Source organism: Hyphomicrobium sp. CS1BSMeth3 (assembly GCF_900117415.1).
Classification (GTDB): Bacteria; Pseudomonadota; Alphaproteobacteria; order Rhizobiales; family Hyphomicrobiaceae.
In genome coordinates, this window is the sequence record NZ_FPEI01000005.1 from 350,621 (window position 1) to 375,254 (window position 24,634).

Below are 24,634 nucleotides of genomic sequence, written 5' to 3' on the forward strand. Positions count from 1 at the left end.
ACCCTTCCCTCTCCTTGAGACAGGCATTCTAACACGATGCCCTCCCCGTTAGGCATATCTGTCGCGGCCCGGTGATGGAAAATATAACACTAGAATAGCTACATAGCGTCACTTGTGTTTATTCATTCAACGAATCTTGGCCGACCCAGGTCATCGGCTCGACATCAGTGGTGCTTGCGAAAGCCAGAAGCAGGTAGGGCGTAGGTATACAAAATAAGGGTTCGCACGACGCGAATTCAGTTGGTTAGGTGCGATGTGTATGAATTTGTCTCGAACCCCTGCCACCTCCCCCATACCCCGTGTCAGTAATCCTTATCCCCTCCGCCATAAGCGAATATCCAATAGGAGGACGGAACCGTGAGCAACGTATGCACTACCCATTCCCGCACTCTCGCCACCATGGCTGTCGGCTTCATGCTTATGACCGGCTTTCCTGCGATGGCCCTCGAAGTCTCCGCTGGAAGCAGCTCCGTCGCCGCCAATGCCGCTTTTGATATGAAGCTTGATAGCGCCAACACTCTGCTCAAAACGGCGATTGAAGACGTCAAGGCTCAGGCCAACCGCCTCGAGCAGTGCAACCAGGCCGGCAGGTTCTACAGACCTGGCACATCCGGCGCCGACGCAAATGGCTGCGTTCCTCCCACGGCTGGCACCATGCGCCTCGCCCTGGCTTCTCACCATTCGACCTACAGCTCGGCCGGGAGCGGAGGCCAAACCACCTACACCGCATGGGTCACCGCGAACCTTTGCGTGCTCGCAACCGTGTCCCCCGGCACGACCGAAGACAACCACAGCCACGGCTGCTGGATAGAGGTGAGCGGAAACAACTACCGGACCGCGTCGCGATCCCACAAGGGCAACACCCAGTGCGACATGCTTTGCTACAACCTCGTGCCGAATTGATTTTCAGCTACCCCGACAATCACGAATCCCGGTACCACGGGGCGACGACACTTCCCGCCCGCAATTAGACAACGGGAACGGACTTCCATGAAAGCCAAAGGCCTGCCCATCGAGGGCTACCCTCATTTCACGCTGGCCGGCCAGGAAGACGAGCTTATCTTTGCACGCACCCTGGCGAACCTGCGCGCTGCCGGTTTCGAGGTTCATGCCGACCGACTTGTGCCGCCGGCCGGAACCGATAGCCCGCGCCTCATCGCGGCGATCAGCTCCGCCTTTCAACAGGCCAAGATGGGACGCAGAGCTTAGCCCCCAGCCATCGCGGCAGTCCGCTCCGCCTCGAGCAGGCCAAGACAAACCGCGGCACCGCGCCGTCATCCCTTCCCGGCGATCCATCGCGCAATGCGGTCGATACATTCATCATCCGTATAGTACGCAGCGTGCACGAGTGACAGGTCGTTGGAGACGGTCTTGAGCAACGCCTCCACGTCGGATGCCGTCACAACCAGCTTCGAGAACGTTTCCGAAAGCGTGCCGAAATGCTCCCCCATCCAGGCATTGCGCCGCGCCAGCGCGCGAGCTTCCGCCGCCACGGAAATGTTCTCGTAGCGCGAGAAGGCATCGGGGAAACAACCTGGCACCTTGTCGACGGCGGGGAGCTTATGCCGATATCCTTCCAAGCCGCAGGCCGCTTCCTGCATGACGGACCAAACTCTCTCACGCACGAAATAGGTGACTGCGGCTGATGGCAAAGCGGCGATACTTGCAGCAAATCCACGCATCCATCGGAGCGGTATGCCCATATCGTTGAGTATACGCCTTCCCAGTGCGACGTAGTCGCCCATCACGCCAACGATCATGAACAAAACCATGCCAAACACGATCTGGCCAATCAGGCGCGCTGCGGACACAACGTCGACGTCGGGATTGCTCGATGCAACAGCAAGAAGGCCAAGGAGGATCAGCGTCAACGACGGCGGAAAAAGCCAGTAAATAAGAACCCGGCCCTTCTCCCGGAAACTCAAATCACGGAGGCAGTTGAAGCCGGCGATCCTGTCGATATCCCGGTGCCTTGCAAGCACCCGCCGTCGCGTGAGGGACAGAAACCGCAGCAATCCCATCCGCGGAGAGAATGGATTTGCCGACGTGCGGACATGGTGCAAGACCTGCCAGGCTTCATCGAACGGGCTATTGAGAGCCAGCAGCCGCGTCGGCTGCGCCAATTGCCGTTCCCAAAACCCGTTCCATCCCAATATGCGTCCTCGGCGGCGCCGATAGGCGAGCACAGGAGCTATCAATAGGGGAGCGAAGACAACCGCAAGTATCAAGTAAAAAACGTATCTCCCGCTGAGCTTTCCGAACGGCGTTTCAACGCCGGGATCCTCGGCAGGCCAGTTCCACAAGACCTCGGCTATAATCACGCCGAGCCCTAACATCATCAACACGATCAGTCCCCAACTGCACCAACCGGCAATGGAAAGAGTGCGTTTTCGCCGCTCCTCCCTGCCCCGCACATCTGTGACCGTGTCGAGGAATGGCGTGCCAAGCGTGACCAACTGCCCTTGCCACTCCTGCGCAAGCGTGCGCCATGCGGGGAACACAGCCTCAGTCAGCACGTTGCCGCCATGGCTGTGTGCAACGATGTGACACTTCCAATTCTCTGCCTGCAGGGCCTTGATGGTCTCGGCCAGCGAGGAAGCGCCGTGCGTCCGATCGATCCAGCTGTTGGTCCCCGCCCAAGCAAATGTACTGCCGCCGTCCTCATGCGCCCAGCACCGCGCTTGCGATCCATGGCGCTCTAGGGCAGCATCAAGCTTTGCCGCGAAGCTAAGCTCACTGTCCGCTCCATCGTGCAGCTGGTGCCATTGCCGCGTGCTCTCCATAGGCGCGGCCCACGTCCCGTGCACCAGTATGATCGTCTCTTTGACCTCGTCTTCCTGTCCGCGCTCACTCATCGCCCCCCTCCGGCAATCTGGTCGGCCCGCAGCAATCGCGCGTTAAAACAACAGTTTTTCTACAACCCAATGACGCATAAGGGAAACTAGGAAGAGACTCCCTCATCGCGCGCGATTTGCCGGACCAGCCTGCGGCACAGGCGCGCTGAAAAGCCCTTCGGAGAGGCGGCAGAGATGGTCGGCCCGCAGTAATTGCGCGTTAAAACAACAGATTTTCTACAAGCCAATGTCGCATAAAGGAAATTAGGAAGATGCTCCCTCAATTATGGATGAAATGACACGCTCAAGGCCTCCTTGAACATGGGGGAAATATGGCGTATATGCGGATGGCGTTCTCGTCGAAAGGATCACGCACAGATGCAGCCACCCGCTTCCTCGGGTGGTTTTTTGTGCTTATTGTCAGGGTCAAATTAGAACAGCACCTGATGCTGGTGACATTACTGTCCCACATCTCCCCGCTTGGAACCAAGCATCCCATCTTCAATGGCGCCTACCTGTGGGATAAGGCTTGGAAGAAGGTCTTGGGATCAGCCGGGAATCTCTTCACCGCTACTTGCGCCGTTATCTTACGTCGCCGCGCTCGGACCATCATATCTCGGCGGAGCCTAATTGTATGCGGATTGAAGGCTCCGGAGACGATATTTCAATACGCTAACCCCGATGTGTATGACTTTTACAGCTATCTTTGCCGCCCCCTACATAACCGAGCACGTCAACAGGTTCGGGGACTACGAGTTCAATATGGATTTGGACACCATGATACCGACTGAATTTTCTCAATAATAACACTTCAAATCAATTGGATGGGTCGAGATGACTGACCAAAATTAACGAATCTTGGCCGGGGTTCGTATTCGCGCCACCCTTGGGGGCACGCCGGTAAAGCTGTAGAATGCCGCCGAGTGCGGGCATCACACGAGGATCGCGATGGTGAAGGCCAAAGAATTCTCGACGCCGGTGGTGGTCTCCCTTTCCTCGGGCGTTCTGCTTTGTGAGTTCACCGACATGCACAAGGCAGCCGAGTGGGTGACGGGCCAGTCTTTACACGTCCACCATTTCACCCTGGATGCCGTGTGGGATGCCTTGAGGATGGCAGTCTTGGCCCAGCACCCCGACGTCCCAACTGACATCGAAATCGTCAACGAAGGCAACGTGCAGGAGCAAATTGCTTCTTTAATCGCGACGCACGGGCCAACATTGGAGCTCGCCAAGGGCTCTGGACCGATAGCATTGAATCCGGAGGTGGGCATCCCTCAGCACCTCAAGGGCCGAACGATCCCCATAGGAGGCCAATAAGGGCTTGGAACTATCCTCCTTCGGCAGCCTGCGAAACCGCCTACGCCGGAGCGTCTTTGGCGGCCGCTACGGATCGACGAAGCAAACAAGACCAGCATTACCGTTGCAGCTCGAGTAATTGCTGTTCCAGCGGGACGTGCCTGTTCCGGTAGAGCCGACACGGCCATTGCCACCGGTGCTGGCCCAGCCCGAGCACACATCAACGGAATGCGAGGTCGTCGCCCATGCCGTGCTCGTCCCCGCGTTGCGCCCCGTCCAGTACATCCATTGATAGCCCTCGGTGCGGTTCTCCATGTCGAACTTCGTCGCCACGCTCCAATCGCTATTATCGCCTGGCCCGACGCCGCTGCCGTCGGTCGTGAAGCTATCGCCGCCCACGCTGGCGGTCCCGCCTACGGTCGCAAGCGCAAAGCGGTACGAGGTGCTCGGCTGGCCGTTCTCGCAGGTCGAGCCGTCGCAAAGGAACGCCCGCACCTTCGATGAACTGAGCATCCCCCGCATGTAAGCATTGGCCTTGCCCTTCCAGTTCCTACTCGCAAGCTCGCTCAGACAGATGTTCTTGGCGCCATTGCGGCCGCCGAAATTCCCCTTTGTGATCGACGGCACCAGCACGAAATACCCGCCCGTCCAAGACGCATCAGGAGGGTTTGGCGACGTGAACCCCAAGCCGAGCGTGCGCCATCCATACGGGGTGCATACGTGGATATAGGCATCGCCGAAAATCATGCGGCCGTGGTCGCTCTCTGCCGCGCAGGCTTCCGTTCCCCTAAACCGGTTTACGGCAGCCACGTCGCCGCCGAGCGCCTGCCAGGTATTGCTGTCATCGCAATACCTGAACTTATGCGTGGAGCTATCGTACTTGAGCGACCCCTCGGGTGCCGCCGGAGAGGCGCAGGCCGCATATGCCATCGCGCCGGGAAGTGCCACGAACCCCGCAAACAAAACGCACCACAACCGCAAGGCTCGCACTTTCTTATTTTCGGAAGTCTATCCCACGAGGCTCCTTGCTGCACGGGCAATGCTCAATCAATGGGCCACGCCGTTTCTCATCGCCTATTGGCGGCCTCGAGCACGCGCATCCGCGTCTCGAAGTTGTCATTCGCCGCTTCCAGCTTCATCCGCGCCGCGCGTTCCATTGCAAGCTCGCCCCGCAGCTTGTCGTTCTCGGCCTTGAGCTCCTGCATCCCCTTCACCATCGGCGCGATGAGGCCGACGTAGTTGAGGCTCTTGGTCGCCGAAGTATCGTCCGCTGTCAGCACCAGGTCGGGGAACAGCTTCTCGACATCCTGCGCAATGAAACCGAGCTCCAGTTGGGCCGGGTTGTTCTTCTTCCGGAAAGTCACTGGCTCCAGCGCGCGCAGCCGCTCCAGCGACGATGCCAGCGGTTTGATGTCGATCTTGTAGCGTCGGTCGGAAAGATCCACCAACGGCCCCGAGTACGCGATCGAGCCGGACACCTGGAAATTATACGAGGGGTTGGCGATGCCGACACTCACCCGGCCGTTGGCGCCCGCCCAGAGCGCGGGGTTCGCGCCCATCCCCGTGCTGGAGACGATCATGCTGCCGGACACCTGCAGGTTGGCCCAGTTCGCAGGCCCGCCGCCCGTCCACGTGTTCACGCCAACCTTGTCCTGCGACATATTCAGCGGCATGTACCAACTGTGGTAGAAGAGAATCCCGTTGCCGCCGTTCGCGAAGGCCGTCCATCCGCCGCTGGTGTCGATGGTCATTCCTGTCGTCGAAAGTCCATCCCGCCCGTACACCCTGCTGCCGCTGATGACGCCGGTGGTTGAAACTCCGACGGCCACCAAGCCCCGTGTCGGGTCGAACCATGCGGTGTTGGTGTTGTTCTGCGTGACGCTGATGTAGCCGGTGCTCGAGATCGCCACCACCCGCGTCCGGTTGGAGGTACCCGATACGATGCTATCTGTGGCACCACCGCCTCCGCCCCCGCCGAGTGCCGTCCAGCTTGTGCCGTTGCAATACTCCAGGCTGCCACTGTTGTAGCGGATGGCGCCCGGGATGCCACTGCCGCAGACCAAGCTGCTGGTACCCACCTGAATGGCCCCGGAGGCTGATACCGTTCCAACCACATGAAGGGTTGCCGACGGGAAGTTCGTCAGAATACCGACACCGCCAGGCTTGAACGACGTCACATGTTGGCCGCCAACGTTGAACCGATACCCGTTCCCAGACTCAAAACACCACCCTTGAGCAAACCCCAGATCCCCACACTCCGCCGCAACATAGGTTCCATCGTCGATGCTAACCCTCCGATTACTAATCGCTCCATAAACGCCATTGCCGACACCAATGTAGTCACCACTGCCCACAAGGATATTGCCATTCACCTGCAAGGCCTCCCATGGCGCTGCAGTGCCGATACCCACGCGATTGGTGAAATATCCGTTGGTGCCGCTGATGGTACCGGTGGTGGATACTCCGATGGCCGACAGCCCGCGCGCAGGATCGAACCACGCAGTGTTCGTGTTGTTCTGCGTGACGCTGATGTATCCGGTGCTGGAAATCGCCACGACACGCGTGCGGTTCGAGGTGCCGGAGACGATGCTGTCAGTGGCACCACCGCCTCCGCCCTCACCGAGCGCGATCCAGCTTGCCCCGTTGCAATACTCCAGGCTGCCGCTGTTGTAGCGGATGGCGCCAGGAATGCCGCTGCCGCAGGCCAAGCTGCTGGTGCCCACTTGGATGGCGCCGGAGGCCGAGATGGTGCCCGCGACGTCGAGTTTTGCCAGCGGGTTGGTGGTGGAGATGCCGACCTTGTCGATCGAGGCATGAATCAATTGCTGACGAGCCTGATTGTAGAACCGGAAATTGTTCGCCGTCAGGCTGATGTCGTTTGCGACGCCGCCCATACCGAGGTTGATGCTGTAGGCGCCGCCCACATTGATATGACCACCGCTATCATTGTGGATGTCGACATCGGCTCCTCCTGCCAGAAGATGCGTATTGCCGAGGATGACTCCGAAGCCCTTACTGCCATTGTACATCGTGCCATACCCGACGCCTTCGGATATGGCGTTCCCCGATGCATCCTTCATCCGCAAGGCATATCCGCTTGCGGACGAGCGCCGCACGTACAGCCCGGAGCTCAACGCGGCATCCTGATAGGCCTCGATAGAGCCGGTCAGCGTCATTCCGATGTTATTGGAGTTGAGCCCGCTGCTGTTGGTCAGCGTAAGCATCGGCGCGCCGGCGCTGTTCTCGACCAGCATGACCAGCGCCCCTTCCTGCCAAGTTGGGGCCGCCGTCTGCACTACAAAGGTGGTGCTAGGCGTGCTGGTGCCAATACCGACGCGGCCATTGGAACCGATAGTCACTCGCTCGGTGCCCGCCGTGGTGAAAGTGATGCTGGTGTTCTGGCCTGCAATTACGCTGGTGGTGCCGGAGGTGATGCGGTCTCCGCTGCCACCGCCACCCGATATCCCTGTCAACCGGCTGCCATCGCCTTCAAAGTAGGTCGCGGTGACGATATGGGCCACGCGCAGGTTGGTGGCCGAGACGGTGCCGTCCACCTCCAGTTCCGTCTGCGGGTTCGGCGTCTTGATGCCGATGCGGGCGTGCTGGGCCACGCCGGTATAGGTTCCCGACACATTCCGGCCGTAGATCGCGTTGCCGATGGTGAGCTGCCCGCTTGACGTACCCGAAGGCAACTGAACCCGCGAGCCGATGGCGATATTGTTGTTCCCCGTCGTTACATTGGAACCGGCCTCAAAACCAAGCAGCACGTTATCGTCACCGCCGGTGATGGAGGATCCCGCCTCATGCCCCGCAAAAAGATTCCGTTCGGCATCGGTCATCGTGAACGTGCCGATGTTGTTGCCGATTATCACGCTATGGGTGGGGGAATTGCGCCCACTCTGGTTGCCGATGATGATCGCGTGAGCGCCCCCATTACTGGAACCGGCATTGTACCCTATGAGAATCGCATCAGAAGCGCGGTTGTTTACCCCCGCATTGTAACCGATGGCCAAAAGGTTATTCTGCGTATTGGTCTGGCCGGCGCCATGGCCAATCAGCGTACTGAACCCACCCGTGTTGTTCTTTCCCGCATCTGCCCCGAAGAACACGCTGTTGCCGCCCGTATTGTACTGTGCCGCATTGTTTCCTACGGCCAAGGCCTGAATACCGGAGTTGCTGCCCAAGGCATTGTTTCCAAGCCCGACACTGTTCCAACCGCCGTTAAACCGACCAGCTCCGTCCCCAACCATCACAACTTCATTTGGGCTATTGCTTCCACCCGCATTCTGACCGATCAGAACCCCTGTTGAGCCCGAATTCAGCACGCCCGCCCCGACGCCAATGATCACCATCTGGCCGCCCGTGCTATACCGCCCCGCCTCATACCCCAAATACGTGCTGTAATGGCCATTCGCGTTCTCCCCGGCCCGGGCGCCAACCGCTGTATTGACCACGCCCCGCATATTACGTCCCGCCAGATACCCCACTGCGGTCAGATCATTGTCGGTGACATTCTGGGCCGCCTGATACCCAACGGCTGTCACGTTGGTGATCGTCACGTTCGTCGTCGCGGCCTGCTGGCCGATGGCCACCACACCAGAATTGGTCACGATGTCGAGATACCCGCGCATCACCATGTTGCCGGTGGGCCTGATGTAAGCCACGGCGGTGTTGGAGACGATGCGGTCGGAGGTGCCGCCACCGCCGCCGGGGAGGTTGGTGAGGCGGCTGCCGTCACCCTCGAAGTAAGTGGCGGTGACAATGCCGTTCGCCTTCACGCCGCCGATGAAGGTGAGCGAGCCACCCGACGTGAGCGTGCCGCTGATCGCGTTGCCGATGTTGAGGAAGTTGTTGGTTCCCGCCGCCGGCGTGCGCGCCTGGTAGCCAATCAAGATATTGTCGTCGCCGCTGGTGACGTTGTCGCCGCTTTGGGTGCCGAGGAAGGTGTTGCGCTCGGCATCGGTGATATTCCGGCCGCTCTCATAGCCGAAGAACACGCTGTTGTGTGGAGACGCGCTCGCTCCAGCCGCCGACCAGTTTCCGACCGCGGTAACGCGGTGACCGGTATTCGCGTGGCCCGCCACCGATCCCAACAAGACGGCATCATCGCCCGTATTACCCTGACCAGCCGAATCTCCGAATATCGTTGCGGCATGGCCGGTATTCTCCTCCCCCGCCACGTTACCGACTATGGTCACAAAATCCGCGGTATTCCCGTGGCCTGCGTACCCACCTACCGCCGTCACACCCGTCCCCACGTTGTTGGCAGCGGCCTGCGCCCCTACCGCGACATTCCAATCCCCCGCATTGTCCCGCGCGGCATTGGTCCCCAAAGCAACCACGACGTACCCCGTGTTGTTCCGGGCCGCCTCCTCGCCAACAGCCACCACATAGTCTTCGGCATTCGCCTCGCCCGCGAAACGACCAACTGCAGTGACGATCTCGCCCGTATTGTTGGCCGCAGCCCTCTCACCCACGGCAACCACATCGGTGCCTGTGACGATATCCAACCGCCCGCGCATGAACACCGTACCCGTGGGGCTGATGTAGGCCACTGCCGTGCCGGAGGTGATGCGGTCGGTATTTCCGCCTCCGGTGCCCGTGCTGCTCACCACCCATGACGATCCATTGTAGGAAAGGATGCTGCCCGTCGTGGCGCCTGCGACGCTGACATCGGTCAGGTCAGCGAGGGCCGTGGCTGCGCCTCCGCCCTCATCACCAACAATCAACGCTTCGATGAACGCATGGGAGTCGTTCAGATCGGTGCCGGCCGTCGGAGAGCTGATGCGCAGCTCCACTTCAATCGTCGAGGCGGGGGTGACATAGGCGAAGGCCCATTCGCTGTCCGACCAACCACCCGACGAGTGGGATGTCTGAATGGAGCCATAAGCCCCGACAAAGGCGCTGGCCGTCACATTATACCATTGGTAGTTCGTGCCACCTGCCGGGGAGCTGCTGTGCAGGCGCGTCTTCCCCATAAGCCGGTAGGTCCGCCCGCCGACGAGCGTAAAGCGCCCGGTACCGGTGTTGAGCGAAATGGATGACCCTCTCGAATCGCCGACGTTGCTGAAGGCTATCGGCGTTCCCGTCACAACATCGGTTTGTCCGGCACCGGCCGCACGCATCAGCTCAATGCTGTTCACGCCGAGCGTCGTCCAGGCGCCACCATTGCAGAACTGAATGCTGCTGGAGCTGTACCGCACTGTTCCCGCAATATCACTGCTGCAGGCCAGCACTGCTGTCGCGCTGGAAAGCTGCACGTACGTTGACGATATCAGGGTGCTGCTGACACGCTCGGCATTCAGGCGCGGCAGGTAGCTCATGGCATTGGCGAGATAGCCCCACGTCGTTCCGGCGGTGGAAAGGCTGACCACGCTGGTGTTGCTGTTGGCAATGACCGCCAGCGTGCCGGAGGTTATGCGGTCCCCTGCGCCGCCGCCGAGCGCCCCCCAACTGCTGCCGTTACAAAGCTCGAGGCTGCCGCTGTTGTAACGGATGGCACCGGGGATGCCGCTACTGCACCCGAGGCTGCTACTGCCGACCTGAATCGCGTCGGAGGCGGAAATCGTCCCGGCTACGTCCAATTTCGCCAGCGCGTTCGTCTTTGAAATCGCGACATTGCCGTTGGGCATCAAACGCAGGCGCTCAATCGGCGCGGAGTTCGAACTGGTGTAGAATATGATGCCGTTCGCGAGGCTGGCATTGACGCGCGGGGCCAAGTGAAGCTGACCATCAGCATCCACAATAATCTGAGCGCCCGCATTCGGCATGATATGGTTGCTGTAGGAGTGGCTGTAGCCGACACGCATCCGATACCCGCCAAAATCACCGCTCGTGAACGCCAGCGTGCTCGACAGCGTGTTGTGGCCGGAGTTGATTTCGACCTCATCGTCCGGATCCCAAGTCGTGTTCGAGATCGCGCCGATCTGAAGTTTGCCGCTTGCGCCGAGCGCCATCCTTGTCAGGCCGCCCATCGTGAACGAAATCGCCCCGTTCTGGTTCACGACGACGTTGCTGGTACCGGAGACGATGCGGTCGCCAAGAGCGCCATCGCCGGAAGTGCTGCTCACCACCCACGACGAACCGTTATAAGCAAGGATGCTGCCGGTGCTCGCGCCGGCCACGCTGACGTCGGTGAGGTCGGCCAATGAGCTTGCTCCGCCTCCTCCGTCCGATGCGCCCGTCATCATCACATCAATGGAAGCATTGGCCGTCGACAGATCGGCCCCCGTCGTCGCCCATGTGATGCGAAGCTCAACAACCGTGTCTGCCGCCGGGGTAATGTATCCGACGGCCATTTCTAAGTCCGACGCGTTATCTGCAAGGTTCCCTGATTGGACAGCCATACTCAATCCAAATCCGCTGCTCGCTGTCACATTGTACCATTGCGCACTCACAGCTGACGAAGGCGAGCCCGTTGCAAGACGGAAGTTCCCCATTAGGCGATAGGTATGCCCCGCAAGCAGAGTGAAGCGGCCATTTCCCGTATTGAGACTGACCAACGACGTGTTGCCCCAACTCGAACCGAAAAGCACCGCGGACCCGGCCGTGATATCGTTCTGTGCTGACGACCTGTTGGCCTGCAGGTATTCACCGGCCCCACCCAAACCCTTCCACGCGCTGTTGTGGCAAAACTGGATGCTGCCGCTGACATAGCGAAGCGTCCCCGCCCTCTCTCCCGTGCACGCCAGCACCTGCGTCGCGCTGGAAAGCTGCACGTATGTTGACGACACCAAGGTGCTGCTAACTCGATCCGCATTGATGCGGGGCAAATAGCTCATCGCACTGCCGAGATAACCCCACACGGTTCCTGCCGTGGAAAGGCTCACCACGCTTGTCTGGCTATTGGCAATAACAGCAAGCGAGCCGCTTACTATTCGGTCGCCACCGCCAATTCCCGTAAGCCTGCTGCCGTCGCCCTCGAAGTAAGTGGCGGTTACGATGCCATTGGCCTTGATGCCGCCGATGAAGCTGAGATTGCCAGCAGCGGTCGCCGTGCCGCTGATGGCATTGCCGATGTTGAGGAAGGTGTTGGTGTCGGGCTGCGGCGTACGCGCCTGGTAGCCGATGAGGATGTTGTCGTCGCCGCTGGTGACGTTGTCGCCGCTTTGCGTGCCGAGGAACGTGTTGCGCTCGGCGTCCGCTACCGTCTTGCCGCTCTCAAACCCAACAAACACGCTGTTGTGGGGAGACGCGCTCGCTCCGGCCGCCGACCATGTTCCGACCGCGGTAACGCGGTGGCCGGTGTTGGCGTAGCCCGCCACCGAGCCCAGCAAGACGGCATCATCCCCCGTATTACTCTGGCCGGCCGCATCGCCGAGCATCGTTGCGCCATGACCTCTATTGTCCCAACCCGCCGTGTTACCGACCGCAGTTACGTAATTCGCGGTGTTCCCGTAGCCTGCCCACGGGCCGATCGCCGTAAGCCCATATGGGCCGCTGTTGTAGTATCCGGCGTCAGATCCTATGGCCGTCACAAACGAACCCGTGTTGCTCGCCGCCGCATTCGCGCCGATGGCCAGCACGTTGTCGCCCGTATTGTCCCAACCGGTCCAATCGCCGATCGCCACGACATTAAGGCCGCTGTTGTTGCGCGCCGCATTTGCACCAATTCCGACAACAAAACTGTTCGTGTTGTTCGCGGCCGCGTTCGGCCCGATGGCCACGACACTTGTCCCCGTCACAATTTCCAGCCGTCCGTGCATGAACACCGTGCCCGTAGGGCTGATGTAGGCCACGGCACTGCCGGAGACGATCCGATCCGAGACGCCGGCGCCGGTGGTGCTCGACGAGAGCCCTGCCCAAGCAACGCCATCGCAGTACTGGATGCTGCCGTTGTCGTAGCGGATGGCGCCGGGGATGCCTGCGCTGCAGTCGAGGCTGCTTGTGCCGACTTGGATGGCATTGGAGGCCGAGATAGTGCCGTCCACGTCCAGCTTGGCCAGCGGCACGGTCTTGGAAATCCCGACATTGCCGGAACTCGGGATGGTGATGCGCTGACTCAATGTCGCTTGCGCCCCCGCAGCCCCTGTATCCGGCGTGGTCTTCACATAGAAGATTCCCGCGTTGGGGTTGAACTCCAGTTGGGCACTATACTTCGCGCCCCCGCGATAACCTGCGAACACGTTCTGCGTCCCATCCCAATACGCGTTGAAATAGTGGGCAAGGCTGCCTCCGAGATGCAAGTGCTGCCCATTGCCAATCGAGAGCACCTCACGGGGTGTGGTCGTACTGATGCCCACATATCCGGCAAAGTATCCGCTTGTGCCCGAGATGGGGCCGGTGGCGGAGACGCCCAGCGTCACCAAGCCGCGCGCAGGGTCGAACCAGCCGGTGTCGGTACTATTCTGCGTGATGCTGATAAAGCCGGTGTTGGAGACGGCGACGATACGGGTGTGATCGCCCGTGCCCGAGACGATGCGGTCTGTAGCGCCCCCACCTGTGGTGTTCGATGAAAGCCCCGTCCAGGCCGCCCCATTGCAATACTCGATGCTGCCCGTATCGTAACGGATAGCACCCAATATGCCGCTGCCGCAGGCCAGGCTGCTTGTGCCGACCTGGATGGCATCCGTAGCCGATATCGTTCCGGAGACATGCAGCCGCGCCGTGGGCGACATCATCCCGATGCCAACATATCCAACGCCGCTGTAGTTCCTCAACACTAGGGGTGGCGATGCGTTGTCGAAGAACGAGAACAGCACCGCGTTGGCGGTCGTCGTTCCCTGCCTGAACCGGATGACATTGCTCACGCCGTCGAACGATGAGTCGGCCTGCATATGGAGGCTCCGGATTCCCGCTCCGGCGGGATAAAACGAAGCACTCCCATACACGGCGATCCCACCATTGGTCACATTCATCCGCTCGATACTGTTGGTGGTCAGGCTGATCGAGTTGTTCTGGTACGTGATTACGCTGGTGGTGCCCGACACGATACGATCTGGAATCCCACCCAAGCCCGTCAGCAGCGACCCATCGCCCACGAATTGCGTTGCGTAGACGGTGTTGGACACCATCACCGTGCCCGAGGTGTGGATGCTGCCCGCCGAAACGTAGCTTGAGGTTTGCAGCGCGCCCGCGTTGATGAGGCCGCCGGTGGTGATGTACGTGGTGTCGTTATCGCAGATGATGTCCCGGCCATCCGTGTAGCAGATGGCGCGGTTCGCGAGCTTCGGAGTCGTCGGATTGGTCATGCTGACCGTGGCGAAATTCGCCCAATCGGCAGCCGATGCCCCAATAGGCAGCAACGCCGCGACGGCGAACGTCATCAACACAGCCACAAGCGCGCACGCACGAATCTTCACATCGCGGAGTGTGCCCGCTGCTGCGGTATACGTCAGCACGCCTGACTAAATTGCCGTCACCCCTGTGGCGCAAACTGCCATGCGGCGCCCACTAGAAATCTATACACGCTAAAACCCCATACCCCGCATCGACCGCAACTCAGCAAGCAGCCGCGACACCGACCGCTGGCGCCATAGCTGCCCCGTAAACGTGCGCAAGCCTTGCCGGTTCAGCATCGCCGCCAACTCGGCTTGCGACACATCCCCTCGCTCCAAGTACCCGATCACCACCCCCTGCACGCCCCACAGCCAATCACTCCGCAACGCCTTTACAACGTCACAGCTACGGATCTTCGGACGCCCCAGCAGCCCCCTCGCTCGCCGCAATACAACATACAGCTGCTGCGTCGAAAACCGACGCCGCCCATGACGCCTATGCACGCCCCGCCGATTGAGCGCCACGGCCTGATCTGCAAGCCGCACAATTCCCGTTTCCCTCAACACCTCCACGCGCTCCGCAATTTCCAAAGCAAACGCATCCGCACGCGCGACATTGTGCGCACCCTTTGGCGATATACCCGTGCGCGCTCTCCCAGTGTCCATGCTCCACCATACCCAGACCCCGCGCCTACGCCCATGTCGCTGCTCAAATCGTACGCACGTAAAACACAATTGGCACCGCTTCCCGTATTCTTGCGCCAGCAAGAAAGCTTATGTGCTGGCGCATCGATGGCCCCTGCTCACGGACAACCAAAACCCCGAAAGCCCCGAGGCCCTTCTCGCGTACCATCTCCACCGCCTGCACATCACAGACCGCACCATCGCTCACGAGAATCGAATACCCAGGTCGCTCTTCCGCGACATTCGACATGCCAAACTCCAGCTTTCATCAACCGATATCGCCAAGCTCGCCAAGATCCTCCACATCGATATGCTTGAACTGACGCGCCCGCTCACAGCTGACGAGCTCGAGCGCTGGCACTTCTACCGCCAATCTGCCCGCCACCCTCGGGAGGTGTGGCGGAACGCCCATAAAGCCTGGAAGCAAGCCGGCCTCACCACGCAGCAAGCCGCTAAAATCATGGCCGTGCCCACGCACACACCAAGAAACGCACTCAATGATCGACGCAAACCAGAAGCCATGACCTTCGCAGCCGCATTGCGACTAACGACGGCATTAAACCTCAGCAGCGGCCCGCAAACCCTACTCCCTCAAAACACACCCAAGCCAAAAGGCCCACACTTGCCAAGCTCAAGATAACCACTGCAGCGGCGTGTATGGGGATGCGCCGCAAAGTTCCGGCGGAACCATTGACCTGCCCGAATTATCCGTCATTCCATCGCGCGTGCTGTGGCGGCGCCTGGGGGTACGCGCCGCTCGGAAAGGCAGAGGTGCGGGCCAGCATCAGTATCGCTGACCCGCTTGCGCAACACTCATAACCGGGAGGGGCCTGCCGAACGCCCGGTTCGTCGCAGGGACGCCTGCGGCCAGCACGCGAAACGCATATTGCGCGTTCCGCTCGACCACTTCGCTGCAAAGAGCGGCCATGGCGCCTCCCCCAACGCCAACCGCCTCGTGCCGCGTACAGCGGGGCACGCATTACGCGTGCCCCGCCCAATTCAAACCGCAATGACTACGGGCCAAACCGCAATGCATGACAGCATACGTATCGACCCAAACATGATGCTCCGCGCCATCGGCAATGTTCTCGAAGGCCGCAACGCCGAGGGCACCGCCACCATCAACACCCGCGTGCCGTACCCACGCGCCCAAGCGCGCAGCAAAGTCCGCGCCGCCTTCATCCTGACCGAATTGGTATCCCGCCTCGAGGCCACTTACCAACCACACCACCTCACCTGGCTCACGGTGAAGTTCCTCGCTCACCTCGCCAAGTCATACACGCACAGCCTCGCACTCCGGGCCGAGTATCCAACCAAATGCATCGCCGAGGCGTTGCAGGCACGCCCCGAGCTCATCGGCTCCCGCATCGGCTTCGCGACTCTACTCGATCGCCACTACGCCAACCGCCCCACTGCCCTCACCGAGGCCGCCAAGCGCCCGCTCTCGCCTCGCCGCGTTCTCTGGCGCGACGCCGCCTTTAGCCTCACGGAGATGACCCACCCGCGCCACCTGCGCGAGGATGGCTTTGCCCTGCACCATTGCACGGGCGCACACATGAACCCGGAAATCCTCGCCAAGCTTGAACGAGCCCCCACCCCGCGCGAAGCCCCCTTCGCCCTCGATTACTGGCAAGGCATTCAGAGCGGCCGCGTCCGCATGCTCACGCTCATGGAGAACAACCACCCGCGCGTCACCATCCAGTACATCTGCGCTTCCCACAACATCAATCAAGCCCAGGCCCTTGAACCCCTCACTCAAGACAGCCGACTGCTCGCCCCGCTGTGCCGCGCCCTCGCTCACTTCCGCGCCGCCGACCGCCTGATCAACATCAGCGCGCTGCCGCCTGCGCGCAATCCGCGCGCCTGCCTCACCATCGACGGCACCTATGAAAACCCAACGCCGACCAATCTCCACCGCATTCTCGCCGGGCACATCGATGTTCCTCCCGACATCAGCTGGCCTGAGCTCCAGTTCCTCTGCCGCATTCCTCACGTCACGCTCAACCTCACGCGCGCTCCCAGCCAGCACATCAACCGCATCACCGAGGTTGCTGGACACATTGCCATGCGCAACCACACCGCCCGCCTCGTGCGTCTGCGCCATGTCACCGGGCATCTCCGATGCAGCAAGGCGAGAACCATCTCCACGCCCAACCTCATCACCATTGGCGGCAGCAACTACTGCGACAGCGCCCTGACCGTGCTCCAGCCGCGCCTCGCCACCATCGGCGCCAGCAACTACTGCGACAGCGTCCAACTCATCCACCAGCCCGCACTCACAAGCGTCGGCAAGACCAATATCGTCGCCAGCGGCGCGCAACCTCTGCACCCGAAATCCGCGCGGCCACAGTCGAGCCTGCAGCCGGCATAGAACGCCTACAGCGACGGAACCACGCCATGGCCGCGCCGACCACGCAGAAAGCCTACAAAGCCATCCGCAATGTCCTTGCCGGCCTCGACGCCGAGGGCGCCGCGCCGATCACCGCCAAAATCCCATTCTCGAGACACATCGACCGCAGGGTCATCGCGGCGCAGATCCTTGCGCGCCTGATCGCGCAGCTCGGCCACGTCTACCGCCAGCACCACCTGACCTGGCTCACCGTCAAGCTCCTCGCGCACCTCTGCAAACATCACACCGAGGAACCCTTGCGCGCCAATGACCTTCCAACCGCCCCCATTGCCGAAGCACTCATTGCCAAGCCTTCACTCATCGGAGGCCGTGCCGGATTCGACCATATTCTGCGCCACTTCACGGCGACGCGCCCCAATATCCTCACCGAGCGCGCGAAAGCGCCAGTCACCCCCCGCCGCGTCATCTGGCGCGACCCGCCTTACACCCTCACCGAGGTCACACATCCGCGCCACCTGCGCGAGGATGGCTTCGCCCTCAGGCACTGCACCGCCAATGTCTACGACCTGGCCCTTCTCGGCGCCGTCGATCGCGTGCGGCCCGCGACGACCAGCGAATCCCTGTTCGCCCTCGGCTACTGGCGCGCCATCGAGAACGGCCACCTGCGCATTCTCACGCTCATGGAGAACGATCAGCCGCGCGTGACCATCCAGTACAGCTGCGGCTCCTGGAACATCACCAACATCCAGGCTCTTGAACCGATCTCAGGCCGCAGCCGGCTCCTGCCACCGCTCTGCCGCGCCCTCCACGCCTTCCGAGGTACCACACGCGTCGTCGACATCTTCGACCTGCCGCTTCCCAATGACGGCATGAGCATTCTCACCACCGAGGGCACTTACCTCCCAGCCACCCAGGACAACTTCGCCCAAGCCCTCGTTGCCCACATCGTTCCCGACAAGCACACCCCGCTCTCCACCCTCGAATGGCTCACCCAGCAGCCCAAGGCCGCGCTCATCCTCTCCTACCTCCCGCAGAAACTGCTCAATTGCATTACCGACGTGCGCGGCACCCTCGCCTTGCACCTGTCCACTATCCGACTTCCCAAACTCCGCAGTATCGGCGGCCACTTCAATGCCGGCCGTGCCAGCGCCGTCGACCTGCCGCGCCTCGAAACCATCGGCGCCTCCAACCTCTGCCGCCACGCCACCACCATCAATCAACCACGCCTCACCACCATTGCCGGCAACAACATCTGCTCGTCTGCACAATTCATCGACCAGACGCGCCTTACCAGCATCGGCGGCGTGAACGCCTTTCTCGACACAGCCACCGTCAGCCAGCCCGCACTCCGCCACGTCGGCCGGCACACCGATGACCCACACGTCACGGGCCGCCACGTCGTGATCCGCCCCACGCAGCACCTTCACTCCATTGCCACGTGAGACCTCTCATGCTTCATCCACAGATCCCTCGGCCCGCGCGGCCGTACCCCCGCCTTTCGCGCCATAAACCCCGGTTTTCGCGCCAAGCATCTTCCCAACGCGCTCCCCCCCGTTAACACTCTCCAGGACCAATAACTTCGGGGGGCATCAGCTCGCATCCATTTCCTCACGCGCGCCCACGCGCGCGAACGGCTCCCTATTGCCATGCACCGAACACTCCAGATGCCTGCCGACGCGCCCAGAAAAAAAGCCACCCGCAAACTGGCCGACAATCCCTTTTTTGCGGGCGTGCAGGCCACCATTGCCGAATGGATTGAAAACGAATGGACGCGCCGGGAAGCCCTCCTAACCCTCGCCCAGCACGGCCGCTGGACCGAGGAGAAAATCGCCACCGAACTCGCCAACGTAACCCTCACACCCGAGCATCTCGCCTCCGCCATCGACAATATCAGCCTCAGCAAACTGCGGCGCGAGCTGCACAAGATTGGCGCTCCAAGCCCCGGTCAGCTCATCCGCGAGGCCCGCCTCGCCTATGCCAAACGCCTGCTGATCGAAACGCGCCTCATGATCCGCGAGGTTCGCGAGCGCGCCGGGTACGAGGACGAAGACCACTTCGTCGGAACTTTCATGAAGGACGTCGGCATGACCCCCACCGAATTCCGCCGACGCTCCACCAACGCAACCTAAGGCTACGGTATATGGCCGCGCGCCCTCATTTTTAAGACGCGTATCCAAGCAAATCCGGACGCGCGCATTTCGCACGACACCACAACACCTATCCCATTGGAGAGACTCACATGGCTGGCATCGGCAAAATCATCTCGGGCACCTTCGTCTTCATCGCCGCCCTCGCCCTCAGCTTCACCATCATCGGCATCATCTTCGCGCTGCCCATGTTCACCGCCGCCTTCGGGCTGTGGGGCGCAGGCTTAGCCCAACTTGGCTTCAAAACGGCAAAGACCATCTCCGCCGCCACCAAGCGTCCGCAGCAGTAGGAGCACCGTCGTGATTAATCGGTGCTCTTCCGCACTCGCCATCATGTTCCCCGTGACCGCACTCGTCACTGCGGCGCCGGTCAACGCACTCAATGACCCGCTTCGCACAATCCAAAACGACGCCTTCATCAAGGCGTGCGCGAAAAGCCCGCTCATTCACCCCCGCGACTGCGCATGTGCCGAGAAACTCCTCGCCGAACGCTTCACACCGGCGCGCATCACGCTCGCGACCAGCGTCCTCAAAGCCTTGACCGCCGAGCAATCCACACCACCAGCAGCCGATGCAAAGCCTTTCTGCCTGCTCATTCTCGAGCAGGAAGGCGCCAACACGATTCCCTACTTCACGGCCCTCATAAACACCCTCAAGGACGCGCGAACTGCCTGCCAACCAAGCCCATAACCTCGGATAATCACCATGGCCAGACGCTTCGGCACCATGCTCGCCGCCCTCGGTTTCGTCCTCGCCCTTGCTGTCGCCGGACTCTGGTTCGCGAACCAACCTCCGGCGCCCAACCTCAACATCGCCCCCGGTGACTGGCTCGGACACGCCGTCGCTCAGGGCCGCGCCAAGCAGCGCGATACCTATGCCCAATGCCTCTATTCGCAAACCTACGGCGCCCCGATGGCGCCCAGGGAGCTGTGCCCCGCAGCCGGCAACCTCTACCTCATCACGGCAGGAGGCATCGCCGTGCTGATCCTCGGCCTTCTCATCTCGGCCGCGGCGCGACCGCAAACACCTTAGCGCCCCCGCTGCAATTCAACGCATCTCCGAGGTGCCCATGCTTTTCCGCTTCATACTCGCCACCACATTGTTCCTCATCGCCACTGAGGCCCGCGCCCAGCTCTCGCAAGTCGAATTCCAATACGTGCAAGCCATCCGCCAGAACGACATCGGCAAAGCGCGAACCTTGCGCCAGATGGCCAACATCGATCCACAGCGCATCGCGGGACAACCTCTCATTGCCTTCGTCCCCGAGTTCCCCGGCAGCTTTCTTCTGCTCAAACCCGCCGCCTACGACTATGTCGTCAATGAACTGAAACAAGACCTCAACACCCCGCTGCCGCGCTACTACCGCACCATCTTCGCCTCTTTCTGCCTCACCCTCAGCGACTACGACGACCTGCGCGCCGGCAAGCTCGAGGAGTTCTGGCAGCAGAGCATCCAGCGCATCAACACCGCCCTCGATCGCGGGGCCCGCAGCACACCACTGCCCAACATTCCTCCGCACTCGGAACCGGCACAGCCCCTTCCCATGTGCATGAAAGCCTATCTCGCCCTGCGCCACATCCCCGCGCGCGCCGAGGCCATGCTCGCCCTCATCCAGCGCCTCATCAAAGGCGGCGCCAATCCCAATGCCGCAGCCTTCGGCGTGCCACTCCTCGCCCGCGCCGTCGAGAGCATGGACGCCCCCTTGCTCAATGAGCTCGTCGCCGGCGGCGCAAACATCAATGCAACATATCCAGCACAGCCCGAGGGCGTTTGCAGCTTGCCCGCGCGCGTGACCAACAGCGTGCTCGCCTACATGCCCGACCCCGAGGACCGTGCGATCGAACCGGCGCGGCAGTTTCTCATCGCCTACATGAAACACGGCGGCAAGCTCACAGCCCCGCGCCACAGCAGCCGCTTCTCGGCCCACGAATGCATCACCACCGCCAAGACCCTCAAACAGCGGGCTCTCGACAGGGGCCAGGTCGCCTACGCCCAGATGGTCGATGCCCTCGAAGAAACGCAAGCCAACATCCCACCGCCCAAGGTCGCTGCCATTGCAAAAGCAAAACCCGCACCTTCCGCCACATCCCCCCTCCGGCTGACGGGCTCACTCAATCCCCGCCAATCTCCAAGCACCACCGCGCCCCTTGCTCGCAAGCTCAACCCCGGCGACACCCTCTCGCTCGAAGGCGCGCCCCGCGACGGCTGGTCCGCAGCCAGGCTCGCCGATGGCACCACCGTGTGGGTCAACCTCGCCGCCTTGGCAAAGAACGCCGCAGCGGACACCGCGACGGCCGCACCATCAGGCCCACCGCCGTCCCCGCAGGACACCGAAACCGCCCACCTCCAGGCCATCGCCATCGTCCTCCAGGGCGCCGCCGACATCGAGCCCCATACCACCAACACCATCGTCCGCAACAGCTTCGGCACGCCCGCCTGGGAATACCGCCAGACAACCACCATCATGACCGAGACGCCGTGCAGCTTCCGCGTCGTCACCGAGCGGGCCAAGCGTGACTTCGATGCGCAAAAGGGCACCTGGGGGCCATGGCACTCGGGCTCGCCATTCAACAAATCACCGACGTCCCGCTACGAGCAGCGCGTCGATTTCGGCAAAGCGACGGCCATCAAGATCGAACGCATGGAAGATCCCGAAGAAGGGCTCATGCGCTCCTTCGTAAACCGCCCCGGCAATCATCATCCACCGATGCTGACCCGTATCTCCTTCAAAGGCGTCGGTGCCGTCTGCCCTCTAGGCAAACGCAACGACGGCTCGGACATGGTCTGCAGCCCCAACGAAGACAGCGGCGCCTACCGCGACACCCGTGAGCCCGCCGCCATGGCGCAGCGTGCCAAGCAAGCCTTCGCTACCATCAAGCGCCGGTGCCCCTAGGTCCTTCCAGCTCCCACCCCCATCGCCCTCAACCGACCACTCACGTCAAACAGGCCGAGGCACGAATGTTCTCCTTCTCGCGCGCGTTGCTCATTGCGTTCTGGACCTCGATGGCGCTCTCCGCTTGCGATGATCCAGAGCGCGCAGCCAACCAGAAATACGTCACGGCCGCGGAACGCATTGCAGCGGCGCAAAACAGCGCCGACGCGCTCGAGCGCCGCAAACTCTTGACCGACGCCGAGGCGCTTGTTGCCGTCATCCTGAAGGACTACGGCGGCACGGCCGCCGCCGTCCGCATCTCTGCGAACGAAAAGATTGGCACTCTGACCCGGCAGGAGCTCGCCAACGCCTTGCGTGACGCATCAGGCCAGCCCGAGAATTGCATCACCGAACCGACCTACGCTTGCCTAAAGGCAGCTCTCGATCGTTACGTTGCCCAGGCACCGACAGCCCTCGACAAGCTTCCCGATCCTCAAGCCGAGGCCCTCCGCGCTACGTCCGAACAACATGCGCTGATGGCGGTCGGAACACTAAGGGCCCTCGGCGAACCTGTTGCCGACCAGCTCCAGAAGACCAAAGGCCCGAAAGCCGCGGAATACTATCTCGCGGCATCATCCGAAGTCGGCATGGACCGGGATTGCGAACTCGCCCTTGCCCTCTATCGTGTCCACGGCATTGAACGCGCCAAGACATTCCTCCGCACGTTCTCATCGCCGCAGATGTGCTCGCCCGACGGCCTTGGCACAACAGCGCGCTGGCGGCTTGATATCGACGACACGGAAGCCCTTGTCGATATACTCAAGGTTCACACCCCCGCTCCTGCCCCCGATCAGCTCACCTCGATGCTTTCGGCGCTTCTGGGAATCGACTGCGCCCATGCACAAGCGCACGTCACCAAGATCCTTCCGTGGTGGCCACGGGATCGCTTGGCTCAACTCCTCAATGCTCGGAGTTCCTGCGAGATGTCGAGTGGCCTCGTCACCAAAATTTACGACATGTCGACTTCACAAAAAGACAAAGAAGCCATTGCCTCCTGGATTGCCACCTTCAGCAACGCGCCCCCCATCCAGCGCTACGGGTTCATGCTCAAATCACCCCAGCACAATCGTTGGGATCTCAACTATGAATGGTTGCGCAGGGCTTTTGCGAACAATGACGCGGCCCTCCTGACGGCCGTTGCAACCCACATGCGCCGCCTCCCTCCGCACACCTACAACCCCGAATACGGCGCCCTCGCCCAACTCCAACTCCACCTGGCCAACGCAATCATCGATGGAGCCATGGCCACCCGCTTTCCGCAACTCGTGAGCCAATTTCTAGCAGCCCAACCCTCTATCACTCCCCGGCATATTCTCAGCTACTGCGCTGAACTCCTGAATATCGCCCAAAGCAAGCCTGAACTTCCCACAGACGCCCTCAACGATACATGCATAGCGACCGTCGCCGCCAAAATCACGAGAAAGGACTTCACCGACGCGGCTTACTCCAGCGAGGTGGTACGCTTGCTCGTTGCCGTATCGCAAAACCGAGGCGCCCCTTCCTTCAAGGCCACCCTCCAAAAGATGCCCGATCCGCTCCTCGCCTATGCACTCGAGAACAGCAGCGCGCTCTATCCTGACATGAACGCCGCGCTCCCCGCATCGACCATGCGCCGCGTTCTTTCCTTGATCGTAAGCCGGGAGCAATTCCGCATCCGCACCTACCAGCTTCTTCCCTCGATCAAGGCCGGCACCAACGAATGGCGCGAGGAGGTGGGCAGAGACGAAAATGTCCGCGAATACGTCATCGGAAGATTGCTCAATCCCAATCCAGGCGAGGACGGATCCTGGAGAAACGCCGCACTGGAAGAGATGAAACGCGCCTATCCTCTCATGGTCTATGACATGACGACGGGACAATCGTCGATCAGGCTCACTCCCGAGGAACGACTACGCGACCTCAGGGCCGTGATGCAGAAGCACAACCTACCGCGGCTGCACGAACATGAAAGCGGCACGCTTCTCGAGATCGCCAAGAACACAATCAGAAGCAGGAACCCTGCCGCCCTGCTTAAACTATACGCCGAGCCCGCACTCACCAGCGAGGACCGCATCTGGCTGCTCGGCGAGGCCACCATCCTCATGTCGGCCAAATAGACGCTCCCATCCAGCAGCCGGAGCACCACCGATACGTCTCATATTCGCGGAATGGCGTTGTCGACCGACTGCCCAAGT

At 61.4% G+C, this 24,634-nt stretch carries 15 protein-coding genes; 12 read left to right on the top strand and 3 right to left on the bottom strand.

The annotated features are described in order from the left end of the window. Positions 1–357: 357 nt before the first annotated feature. Together CS1BSM3_RS10820 and CS1BSM3_RS10825 are read left to right on the top strand one after the other, a co-directional pair. Positions 358–903 (top strand): hypothetical protein, encoded by a 546-nt coding sequence (locus CS1BSM3_RS10820; RefSeq protein WP_143149162.1) that lies wholly within the window; start codon positions 358–360, stop codon positions 901–903. An 87-nt stretch (positions 904–990) separates the two neighbouring features. Then, on the top strand, positions 991–1,209 hold the full coding sequence (locus tag CS1BSM3_RS10825; RefSeq protein WP_072387109.1) for a hypothetical protein: 219 nt from the start codon (positions 991–993) through the stop codon (positions 1,207–1,209). A gap of 65 nt (positions 1,210–1,274) precedes the next feature. On the opposite strand, the gene CS1BSM3_RS10830 is transcribed toward CS1BSM3_RS10825, so the two are convergent. Further along, a complete protein-coding gene (locus tag CS1BSM3_RS10830; protein WP_072387111.1) occupies positions 1,275–2,855 on the bottom strand; it encodes a lipase family protein in 1,581 nt (526 codons plus the stop codon). 927 nt (positions 2,856–3,782) lie between these two features. Between CS1BSM3_RS10830 and CS1BSM3_RS10835 the strand changes: the two genes are divergently transcribed. After that, the gene (locus tag CS1BSM3_RS10835; RefSeq protein ID WP_072387113.1) at positions 3,783–4,151 is read left to right on the top strand and encodes a DUF7736 domain-containing protein; all 369 of its coding nucleotides are present in this window, start codon (positions 3,783–3,785) and stop codon (positions 4,149–4,151) included. Between the two features lie 66 nt (positions 4,152–4,217). Here the strand turns inward: CS1BSM3_RS10835 and CS1BSM3_RS10840 are convergent, their stop codons facing one another. Together CS1BSM3_RS10840 and CS1BSM3_RS10845 are read right to left on the bottom strand one after the other, a co-directional pair. Then, positions 4,218–5,060: a hypothetical protein gene (locus CS1BSM3_RS10840; protein ID WP_143149163.1), complete on the bottom strand. Its 843-nt coding sequence runs from the start codon at positions 5,058–5,060 to the stop codon at positions 4,218–4,220. A 137-nt stretch (positions 5,061–5,197) separates the two neighbouring features. Continuing rightward, positions 5,198–14,395 (bottom strand): tail fiber domain-containing protein, encoded by a 9,198-nt coding sequence (locus tag CS1BSM3_RS10845; protein WP_072387119.1) that lies wholly within the window; start codon positions 14,393–14,395, stop codon positions 5,198–5,200. A 730-nt stretch (positions 14,396–15,125) separates the two neighbouring features. Here CS1BSM3_RS10845 and CS1BSM3_RS27970 point away from each other — a divergent pair. The 9 genes from CS1BSM3_RS27970 to CS1BSM3_RS10895 all read left to right on the top strand — a co-directional run bounded on the left by CS1BSM3_RS27970 (position 15,126) and on the right by CS1BSM3_RS10895 (position 24,556). Further along, on the top strand, positions 15,126–15,671 hold the full coding sequence (locus CS1BSM3_RS27970) for a hypothetical protein (RefSeq protein ID WP_143149164.1): 546 nt from the start codon (positions 15,126–15,128) through the stop codon (positions 15,669–15,671). A 420-nt stretch (positions 15,672–16,091) separates the two neighbouring features. Next, positions 16,092–17,402: a hypothetical protein gene (locus tag CS1BSM3_RS10860; protein WP_072387122.1), complete on the top strand. Its 1,311-nt coding sequence runs from the start codon at positions 16,092–16,094 to the stop codon at positions 17,400–17,402. A 26-nt stretch (positions 17,403–17,428) separates the two neighbouring features. Next, on the top strand, positions 17,429–18,823 hold the full coding sequence (locus CS1BSM3_RS10865; RefSeq protein ID WP_072387123.1) for a hypothetical protein: 1,395 nt from the start codon (positions 17,429–17,431) through the stop codon (positions 18,821–18,823). Between the two features lie 222 nt (positions 18,824–19,045). Beyond that, on the top strand, positions 19,046–19,510 hold the full coding sequence (locus tag CS1BSM3_RS10870) for a helix-turn-helix transcriptional regulator (RefSeq protein WP_072387124.1): 465 nt from the start codon (positions 19,046–19,048) through the stop codon (positions 19,508–19,510). A 110-nt stretch (positions 19,511–19,620) separates the two neighbouring features. Further along, the gene (locus tag CS1BSM3_RS10875; RefSeq protein ID WP_072387125.1) at positions 19,621–19,818 is read left to right on the top strand and encodes a hypothetical protein; all 198 of its coding nucleotides are present in this window, start codon (positions 19,621–19,623) and stop codon (positions 19,816–19,818) included. Between the two features lie 10 nt (positions 19,819–19,828). Continuing rightward, the gene (locus tag CS1BSM3_RS10880; protein ID WP_072387126.1) at positions 19,829–20,218 is read left to right on the top strand and encodes a hypothetical protein; all 390 of its coding nucleotides are present in this window, start codon (positions 19,829–19,831) and stop codon (positions 20,216–20,218) included. A gap of 15 nt (positions 20,219–20,233) precedes the next feature. Next, the gene (locus CS1BSM3_RS10885) at positions 20,234–20,560 is read left to right on the top strand and encodes a hypothetical protein (protein ID WP_072387127.1); all 327 of its coding nucleotides are present in this window, start codon (positions 20,234–20,236) and stop codon (positions 20,558–20,560) included. 175 nt (positions 20,561–20,735) lie between these two features. Then, positions 20,736–22,421: an SH3 domain-containing protein gene (locus CS1BSM3_RS10890; protein WP_143149165.1), complete on the top strand. Its 1,686-nt coding sequence runs from the start codon at positions 20,736–20,738 to the stop codon at positions 22,419–22,421. Positions 22,422–22,486: 65 nt separating this feature from the next. Beyond that, positions 22,487–24,556: a hypothetical protein gene (locus CS1BSM3_RS10895; RefSeq protein WP_072387129.1), complete on the top strand. Its 2,070-nt coding sequence runs from the start codon at positions 22,487–22,489 to the stop codon at positions 24,554–24,556. Positions 24,557–24,634: the final 78 nt, after the last annotated feature.